The following is a 9,029-nucleotide window of genomic DNA, read 5'->3' as shown; positions in this document are numbered from 1 at the left end:
TGCCGGCCGACGCCTACCTGGCGCGCCCGGGCGGCGACGAGTTCGCCGTCGTGCTGGGCCCCCGCTCCGCCGGGACGGCCCCCGCCGTGGCCGCGGCCGAGGAGGCCCAGCGCCGCGCCGACGAGGAGGCCGCCGCCCGCGCGGCCGAGGAGGCGCAGGCGGAGCGCGAGGCGGAGGCCGCCGCGGCGAGCCGCAGCGCGCAGCGCGACCCCCGCGGCGTGGCCGCCTCGATGGTCGCCGACCGCGGCTGGAGCTCCGACCAGATGTCGTGCCTGGACCAGCTCTGGACGAAGGAGAGCGGCTGGCAGTGGGACGCCGACAACCCGACGTCGAGCGCCTACGGCATCCCGCAGGCCCTGCCCGGCAGCAAGATGGCGAGCGCCGGCGCCGACTGGGAGACCAACCCCGTCACGCAGATCACGTGGGGCCTGCAGTACATCGCCGACGTCTACGGCACCCCGTGCAGCGCCTGGAGCCACAGCCAGGCCACGAACTGGTACTGAGCCCCGCGGCGGGAGAAGGCTACGAAGTCCGCCGCGAAGGCTTCTCCGGGCGGGAGAAGGCTACGAAGTCCGTGTGAGGGGCCTCGTCCGGCGGAACGAGGCGACGACGTCCGTGTGGAGGGCCCCGCCGGGCGGACGACGGCGACGACGTCCGCCTGAGGGGTGACGCACGAGGGCCGCCACCTGCGACGCAGGTGGCGGCCCTCGTGCGTCAGGTGCGTCAGCGCTGCGGCGGCCGCGTCATGGCGAGGACGTCGAGGGCGCTGTCGAGCTGGTCCTCGGTGACCTCGCCGCGCTCGACGAAGCCGAGGGCGACGACGGCCTCGCGCACCGTGACGCCGTGGGCGACGGCGTGCTTGGCGACCTTCGCGGCCGCCTCGTAGCCGATGACGCGGTTGAGCGGCGTGACGATGGACGGCGAGGACTCGGCGAGGGCGCGGGCGCGCTCCTCGTCGGCCTCGAGGCCCTCGACCGTGCGGTCGGCGAGGATCCGCGAGCCGTTGGCGAGCAGGACGACGGACTCGAGCACGTTGCGCGCCATGACGGGGATGGCGACGTTGAGCTCGAAGGAGCCGCTCGCGCCCGCCCACGCCGTCGCGGCGTCGTTGCCGACGACCTGGGCGCACACCATGAGCACGGCCTCGGGGACGACGGGGTTCACCTTGCCCGGCATGATCGAGCTGCCCGGCTGCAGGTCCGGGATGCGGAGCTCGCCGAGGCCGGTGTTCGGCCCCGAGCCCATCCACCGCAGGTCGTTGCAGACCTTCGTCAGGCTGACGGCGACCGAGCGCAGCGCGCCCGACAGCTCGACGAGGCCGTCGCGCGCGCCCTGCGCCTCGAAGTGGTCGGGCGCCTCGGTGACCGGCAGGCCCGTGTCCTGCGCCAGCAGCTCGATGACGCGCTGCGGGAAGCCCGCGGGCGTGTTGATGCCGGTGCCGGTGGCCGTGCCGCCGAGGGGGACCTCGGCCGTGCGCGGGAGGGCGGCCCGCACGCGCTCGGCGCCGTAGCGCACCTGCTGGGCGTAGCCGCCGAACTCCTGGCCCAGCGTCACGGGGGTGGCGTCCATGAGGTGGGTGCGACCGGCCTTGACGACGCCGGCCCAGGCGTCGGCCTTGCGCTGCAGGGCGTCCGCGAGGTGCTCGAGGGCGGGCAGCAGCTGCTGGACGACGCCCGACGTCGCGGCCACGTGCACCGACGTGGGGAAGACGTCGTTGGAGGATTGCGAGGCGTTGACGTGGTCGTTGGGGTGCACGTCGCGGCCGAGGCGGCGGGTCGCCAGCGTCGCGAGGACCTCGTTGGTGTTCATGTTCGACGACGTGCCGGAGCCCGTCTGGAAGACGTCGACGGGGAACTGGTCGTCGTGGGCGCCGGAGGCCACCTCGTCCGCGGCGGCGGCGATCGCGTCGGCGACGTCCTGGTCGAGGACGCCGAGCTCGGCGTTGGCCTGCGCCGCGGCCTTCTTGATGCGGGCGAGGGCCTCGACGTGGACGCGCGAGAGCGTCGTCCCGCTGATGGGGAAGTTCTCGACCGCGCGCTGGGTCTGCGCCCGGTAGAGGGCGTCGGCGGGGACGAGGACCTCGCCCATGGTGTCGTGCTCGACCCGGTAGCCCTCGGGCGTTCCGGCGGAGTTCGTCGGGGTGTCCGTCATGGGCGCCATCGTGCCGTGCCGCAGGGGCGGGAGGCTCCCGGACGGCTCCGGGCGTGACGCGTCCGACATGTCGGCGATCTCCGGGTGGCGGGCGGTCCGGGGTGCGGGCACGCTGCGCCCACGCATCTCTTCGACGACGAAGGAGACCGCCGTGCGACCACGCGACCCCCACCCGCCGCCCGTGCGCCGCGGGAGGTCGCGCCGCGCCGCGGCCCTCTCCCTGGGCGCCGTCCTGTCCGGGACCCTGCTCGTCTCCTGCGGCTCGGAGGGGCAGCAGACCACGGAGGCGGGCGTCCCGATCCTCAACTGGTACATCAACCCCGACTCGGGCGGCCAGCAGGAGATCGCCGCCCGGTGCACCGAGGCCAGCGGTGGTCGCTACGCCCTCGAGGTCGAGACCCTGCCGAACAACCCCCAGGGCCAGCGCGAGCAGCTCGTGCGGCGGCTCGTGGCGGGCGACTCCTCGGTGGACCTCATGAGCCTCGACCCGCCCTTCATCCCCGAGTTCGCGACGGCGGGCTTCTTCGCCCCGGTGCCGCCGGAGGTGGAGGAGCAGTTCTCCGAGCAGACGCTCGCCGGTGCGCTGGAGGGGGCCTCCTACGACGGGGAGCTCGTGACCGTGCCGTTCTTCGCCAACACCCAGCTCCTCTGGTACCGCAAGAGCGTCGCCGAGGAGGCGGGGCTCGACATGTCCCAGCCGGTCACGTGGGACCAGATCATCGAGGCGGCCGAGCAGACGGGCACCACGGTCGGCGTGCAGGGCACCGCGGCCGAGTCGATGACGGTCTGGGTGACGGCCCTCGTGCGCTCCCAGGGCGGCGAGGTGCTGGCCAACCCGGAGGCGCCCGCCGAGGAGATCGAGGTCTCCATCGACGGACCCGAGGGCGCCGAGGCGGCGCGCATCATGCGGGCGATCGCCGACGCGGGCGTCGGCGGCCCCCAGCTGTCGACGGCGGACGAGGACGCCACGGCGGCGCTCTTCGAGTCCGAGGCCGGGGGGTTCATGGTCAACTGGCCGTTCGTCTGGGCCCGGGCGCAGTCCTTCGTCGAGGCCGGCTCGATGGAGCAGGAGACGCTCGACGACTACGGCTGGACCCTCTACCCCCGGGTCACCGAGGACGACGAGCCGGCCACCCCCTACGGCGGCATCAACATCGGCGTGGGGGCCTTCTCCGAGCGGCCCGAGCTGGCCTACGAGGCGGCCACGTGCATCGCCTCGCCGGAGAACCAGCAGTACTACTTCCTCAGCAACGGCAACCCGCCGAGCGCGGCGGCGGCCTTCGAGGGCCAGGAGGTGCTGGACCAGTACCCGATGGCGCCGACCATCGAGGAGTCGGTGGAGCTCGCGGCGCCGCGGCCCCAGACGCCCTACTACGACGTCGTCTCGACGGGCATCCAGCGCACCTGGCGCCCCGGCTCGGCGGACCCGCAGACCACGCCCGCGGCGTCGGCGGAGCTCATCCGCCAGGTCCTCCAGGGCGAGGCGCTGCTGTGAGCGCCGTGCGCGAGGAGCGCGCGAGCGTCGACCCGCGGCCCGCGAGCACGGGGCAGCGCCCCGAGCGGCGCGCCGGCCGGAGGGCGCCCCTGACGGACCGCGCCCGGGGCGAGCGCAACCTCGGCTGGCTGCTGTGCGCCCCGGCGTTCCTCGTCATGATCGGCGTGGTCGCGTGGCCGATGCTGCTGGCCCTCTACGACTCCCTCTTCAGCTACCGCCTGACGGCGCCCGACGACCGGGCCTTCGTGGGCCTGCAGAACTACGTCACCATCCTGACCGACCCGCTGTGGTGGCGGGCCTTCGCGACCACCGGCTACATCACCGTCATCACCGTGGCCGTCGAGCTCGTGCTCGGCTTCGCGCTGGCGATGGTCATGCACAAGGCGATCCGCACGGTCCGTCCTGTCCTGCGCACGGCGATCCTCATCCCGTACGCCATCATCACGGTCGTCTCGGCGTTCGCCTGGTTCTACGCCTTCAACCTCACGGGTGGTTTCGTCAACCAGTGGCTGCCCTTCGTGGGCGACGACTTCAACTGGTTCGCCCAGCGCGGCAGCTCGCTCGCGGTCATCATGCTCTCGGAGATCTGGAAGACGACGCCGTTCATCTCCCTGCTGCTCCTCGCCGGCCTCGCGCAGGTCCCGGAGGACCTGCAGGAGGCCGCGCGCGTCGACGGGGCGACCTTCCGCGAGCGGCTCTTCCGCGTGACCATCCCCAACATGAAGGCGGCCATCATGGTCGCCCTGCTCTTCCGCACCCTCGACGCCGTCCGCATCTTCGACAACGTCTTCATCATGACGGCCGGCACGAACGGGACGGAGACGCTGGCCTTCCTCGCCTACCGGCAGACCATCCAACGGCAGGAGGTCGGCCTGGGGTCGGCGATCTCGGTGCTGCTCTTCCTGCTCGTCGTCCTCATCGCGGTGCTCTTCGTCAAGGTGTTCAAGGTCGACCTGTCGCAGCAGCGGGGAGGCAAGTGATGAGCGGTGTGCGGATGTCGGGGAAGGAGAAGGCCCTCTGGTACGTCGCCGCCGTGGCGATCGTCGTCTACGCCCTGTTCCCGGTGGCGTGGATCTTCTCGCTGAGCCTCAAGCCGGCCAGCGAGCTCACGGACAACCGGTTCCTGCCCACGGACGTCACCTGGGAGAACTACCGGCTGATCGTCTCGGGCGACGCGGCGGACCTCTTCCTGCCGGCGCTGCGCAACTCCATCGGGATCACGCTCATCGCGACGGCCATCGCCGTCGTCATGGCGACGCTGACGGCGTACGCCGTCTCGCGGCTGGACTTCCCCGGCAAGAAGGTGCTGCTGACCACCGCCCTGGCGGTGGCCATCTTCCCCGTGATCTCGATCGTCACGCCGCTGTTCAACATGTGGCGGGCGATCGGCCTGTACGACACCTGGCCCGGGCTCATCATCCCGTACCTGTCGATCACGCTGCCGCTCGCCATCTGGACGCTGTCGGCCTTCTTCCGCGAGATCCCGTGGGACATGGAGCAGGCGGCGCAGGTGGACGGCGCCACCACGTGGCAGGCGTTCCGCAAGGTCATCGTGCCGCTCGCGGTCCCCGGTGTCTTCACCACGGCGATCATCGCCTTCTTCATCGCCTGGAACGACTTCGTCTTCGGCATCTCGCTGACCTCCACCGACGCCTCGCGCCCGGTCCCCGCCGCACTCGCCTTCTTCACCGGCGCCTCGCAGTTCGAGGAGCCCACGGGGGCGACGTCGGCCGCGGCCGTCGTCGTCACCATCCCCGTCGTCGTCATCGTCCTGGTCTTCCAGCGCCGGATCGTCGCCGGCCTCACCAACGGCGCCGTCAAGGGCTGAGCGCCCCGGCCCGCGACCGCAGCCCGACAAGGAGAGCGCCATGGCCACCATCACCCTGGACCACATCGTCAAGAAGTACGGCGACGGCTTCCCGGCCGTCAACGACGTGAGCCTCGACATCAAGGACGGCGAGTTCGTCATCCTCGTCGGCCCCTCCGGCTGCGGGAAGTCGACGCTGCTGCGGATGATCGTCGGCCTGGAGGACATCACCGACGGCGACCTCACCATCGGGGGCACCCGGGTCAACGACAAGGCCCCGCGCGACCGCAACCTCGCGATGGTGTTCCAGAACTACGCCCTGTACCCGCACCTGTCGGTGTTCGAGAACATCGCCTTCCCCCTGCGGCTGGCCAAGGGCAAGCACTCGGACGAGGAGGTCGAGCGGCGCGTGCGCGAGGCGGCCGACCTCCTCGAGCTGCGCGAGCACCTCGAGCGCAAGCCCGCCAACCTCTCCGGCGGCCAGCGCCAGCGCGTCGCCATGGGCCGCGCCATCGTCCGGCAGGCCGACGCCTTCCTCTTCGACGAGCCGCTGTCGAACCTCGACGCGAAGCTGCGCGGCCAGATGCGGACCGAGATCGCGCGCATGCAGCGCCGCCTGGGGACGACCACGGTCTACGTCACCCACGACCAGACCGAGGCGATGACGCTGGGCGACCGCGTCGCCGTCCTGCGCAAGGGCGAGCTGCAGCAGGTGGCGAGCCCCCGCGAGCTCTACGAGGAGCCGGTCAACCTCTTCGTCGCGGGCTTCATCGGCTCGCCGCCGATGAACTTCCTGCCCGCGCAGCTGTCGGGGACGACGCTCTCGCTGCCCTTCGGGGACGTCGAGATCAGCGCGGACGTCGCCCGCCGGGCGGAGGGCGCGGAGTTCCTCATCGCCGGCCTGCGCCCCGAGCACGTGGAGGACGCCGAGACCCTCGAGGGGCCGCGCCGCGAGCGGGGCACGACCTTCGAGGTCGACGTGGACGTCACGGAGTGGCTCGGGAACGAGCTGTACGCCTACGTGCCCTTCAGCCCCGACGAGCGGGTGGCCGCCAAGCTCGCCGAGCTCGACAAGGAGCTCGACGGCGAGAGCATGCGCCACCAGATGGTCGTGACCCTCGACGCCCGCAGCCGCGTGCGCGACGGCGACCGCGCCCGGCTGTGGTTCGACCCGGCGAGCCTGCACCTCTTCGACCCCTCGACGGGCGAGAGCCTCACCCGGGACGAGGAGCGCGCTCGCGCGATCCAGGCCGACACCGAGGAGATGAGGCGCCAGGCGCTGGAGCGCTCGCGCGAGCACGCCCAGGCCGTCGGCCAGGGCGCACCCGCCTGACCTCACCCCGACGCCCCGCCCGGCGGCGGGGCGTCGGGCAGGAGGCGCCGGGCGGGGCGAGGTCAGGAGACGGACAGCTCGGCGCGCGTGGGCGGGTCGGCGCCGGGCCGGGAGACCGTGACGGCGGAGACGTCCGTGGCCGCGGCCACGCAGGCCCGCAGCACGTCGAGGTCGACCCCGGCGAGGGCCCCGCGGCGCTCGCCGCCGAGCAGGCCGGCCGACCACAGGGCGTCGACGAGGCCGCCGGTGAAGGAGTCGCCCGCCCCGACGGTGTCGGCCACGTCGACCCGGCGGCCCGGCTCGTCCACCTCGCCGGCCGAGCAGACCGCCAGCGCGCCGTCCCCGCCGCGGGTGAGGACGACGACGGCCGGCCCGAGGCCCAGCCAGGAGCGCACGGTCTCCTCCGCCGCGCGGTCGGGGAACAGCCACTCGGCGTCCTCGGCGCTGAGCTTGACGACGTCCGACGTCGCGACGAGCGCCTCGACACCGGGGCGGGCCGCCTCCGCGGTGCCGATGATGCTCGGCCGCAGGTTGGGGTCGTAGACGACCGTCGTCGTGGGCCGCAGGGCGTCGAGCAGGCGCGAGACCTGCGCCGCCCCGGGCTCGAGCGCCGTGCCGAGCGACCCGGTGCAGACGACGAGCGGGCGCTCGCCGGCGGCCAGGACGTCGGCGAGGACGTCCTCCGGCAGCGACCACTCGAGGTCGAACTCGTACTGGGCGCCGCCGTCCGCGTCGAGGTGCGCCTGCGCCGTCGACGTGCGGGCGCCGCCCCCCGCGGGCAGCAGCGGGGCGGCGAGCTCCACGCCCGAGCCGCGCAGGTGCGCGAGGACCGTCCGGCCGCGCTCGTCGTCGACGAGGCGCGTGAGCAGGGTCGCGCGACGCTCGAGCCGGGCCAGGCCCAGGGCGACGTTGGCCGGGCTGCCGCCCGGGTGCTCCCGGGTCGTCGCGCCGCCGGCGCCGTCCTCGCGGTGGACGACGTCGACGAGGGCCTCGCCGACGACCAGGGCCGCGCGCCCGTCCGCCGCGGTCACGCGCCGGTCCTCGCGGGCGCCGCCCGATCCGCGCGGGTGCGGCCGAGGTCGGCCTCGTAGGCCTGCAGCTTGGCCACCTGGTGCTCGCTCTCGACGACGCGCACGGTGCCCGACTTCGAGCGCACGACGAGGCTCTGCGTCCGCACGACGCCGGGGGCGTAGCGGACGCCCTTGACGAGCTCGCCGTCGGTGATGCCGGTGGCGACGAAGTAGCAGTTGTCCCCGCGGACGAGGTCGTCCGTCGTGAGGACCCGGTCCAGGTCGTGCCCGGCGTCGACCGCCCGCTGGCGCTCGGCGTCGTCCGTCGGCCACAGCCGGCCCTGCAGCGAGCCGCCGAGGGCCTTGAGCGCGCAGGCCGCGATGATGCCCTCCGGCGTGCCGCCGATCCCGAGCATGAGGTCGATGCCCGTGCCGCCGCGCGCCGCCATGATGGCGCCGGCGACGTCGCCGTCGGCGATGAGGTGCACGCGGGCGCCCGCGTCGCGGACCTCGTCGAGCAGGGCGCGGTGGCGGGGGCGGTCGAGGACGACGACCGTGACGTCCTCGGGGCGCAGCCCCTTCGCGCGGGCGACGAGCCGGATGTTCTCGGCCGCCGGCAGGCGGATGTCGACGACGTCCGCCGCCTCGGGGCCCGTGGCGAGCTTGTCCATGTAGAAGACGGCGCTCGGGTCGTACATCGCCCCGCGCTCGGCGACGGCGAGCACCGCGACGGCGTTGGGCATGCCCTGGGCGGTCAGGCGCGTGCCGTCGATGGGGTCGACCGCGACGTCGCACTCGGCGCCCGTGCCGTCGCCCACCCGCTCGCCGTTGAAGAGCATGGGCGCCTCGTCCTTCTCGCCCTCGCCGATGACGACGGTGCCCTGCATCGCCACGGTGCTGATGAAGCGGCGCATGGCGTTGACGGCGGCGCCGTCGGCGCGGTCCTTGTCCCCGCGGCCCACCCAGCGGCCCGCCGCCATGGCGGCCGCCTCGGTGACGCGCACGAGCTCGAGGCCGAGGTTGCGGTCGGGGGAGTGCTGGTCCACGACCAGCGAGGCGGGCAGCGAGCTCTGCGTCACGGGGCCTCCGTCGTCGCGGCGGGTGGGCGCGGGCGTCCCCCCGGGGAGGGGCGGCCGCCGGCGGCGCGAGCCTAGCGGCGGGGGTAGGCCCGGGCCGGCGCCCGCGGGGAGAGGTGCGCCACGTCGGGCGCCTCCGGTCCTCGCGCCCACCGGG

The 9,029-nt window shown here is 73.7% G+C and carries 8 protein-coding genes; 5 read left to right on the top strand and 3 right to left on the bottom strand.

Annotated elements, in window-relative coordinates:
• On the top strand, positions 1-503 hold a 503-nt coding region (locus HLB09_RS09445; RefSeq protein WP_246234943.1), incomplete at its 5' end, for an aggregation-promoting factor C-terminal-like domain-containing protein.
• Between the two features lie 220 nt (positions 504-723).
• Here HLB09_RS09445 and HLB09_RS09440 read toward each other — a convergent pair.
• The gene (locus HLB09_RS09440) at positions 724-2,151 is read right to left on the bottom strand and encodes a class II fumarate hydratase (protein WP_171203133.1); all 1,428 of its coding nucleotides are present in this window, start codon (positions 2,149-2,151) and stop codon (positions 724-726) included.
• Between the two features lie 151 nt (positions 2,152-2,302).
• On the opposite strand from HLB09_RS09440, the gene HLB09_RS09435 reads away from it, so the two are divergent.
• The 4 genes from HLB09_RS09435 to HLB09_RS09420 are packed head-to-tail and all read left to right on the top strand — an operon-like array spanning position 2,303 to position 6,786.
• Complete coding sequence (locus HLB09_RS09435) at positions 2,303-3,646, top strand: extracellular solute-binding protein (RefSeq protein WP_322790104.1); 1,344 nt, start codon at positions 2,303-2,305, stop codon at positions 3,644-3,646.
• A gap of 5 nt (positions 3,647-3,651) precedes the next feature.
• Complete coding sequence (locus HLB09_RS09430; protein WP_409372993.1) at positions 3,652-4,626, top strand: carbohydrate ABC transporter permease; 975 nt, start codon at positions 3,652-3,654, stop codon at positions 4,624-4,626.
• 14 nt (positions 4,627-4,640) lie between these two features.
• Positions 4,641-5,474: a carbohydrate ABC transporter permease gene (locus tag HLB09_RS09425; RefSeq protein WP_171203134.1), complete on the top strand. Its 834-nt coding sequence runs from the start codon at positions 4,641-4,643 to the stop codon at positions 5,472-5,474.
• A 40-nt stretch (positions 5,475-5,514) separates the two neighbouring features.
• Positions 5,515-6,786, top strand: coding sequence for an ABC transporter ATP-binding protein (locus tag HLB09_RS09420; RefSeq protein WP_171203131.1), 1,272 nt, complete (start codon positions 5,515-5,517; stop codon positions 6,784-6,786).
• Positions 6,787-6,848: 62 nt separating this feature from the next.
• Here the strand turns inward: HLB09_RS09420 and HLB09_RS09415 are convergent, their stop codons facing one another.
• Together HLB09_RS09415 and glpX are read right to left on the bottom strand one after the other, a co-directional pair.
• Positions 6,849-7,817, bottom strand: coding sequence for a carbohydrate kinase family protein (locus HLB09_RS09415; RefSeq protein WP_171203130.1), 969 nt, complete (start codon positions 7,815-7,817; stop codon positions 6,849-6,851).
• On the bottom strand, positions 7,814-8,875 hold the full coding sequence (gene glpX, locus HLB09_RS09410; RefSeq protein ID WP_171203129.1) for a class II fructose-bisphosphatase: 1,062 nt from the start codon (positions 8,873-8,875) through the stop codon (positions 7,814-7,816). The genes HLB09_RS09415 and glpX overlap by 4 nt, the downstream gene beginning before the upstream one ends.
• Positions 8,876-9,029: the final 154 nt, after the last annotated feature.

This window comes from Pseudokineococcus marinus (genome assembly GCF_013004605.1).
Lineage (GTDB): Bacteria > Actinomycetota > Actinomycetes > Actinomycetales > Quadrisphaeraceae > Pseudokineococcus > Pseudokineococcus marinus.
This window is presented reverse-complemented; position numbering and strand designations above follow the sequence as displayed.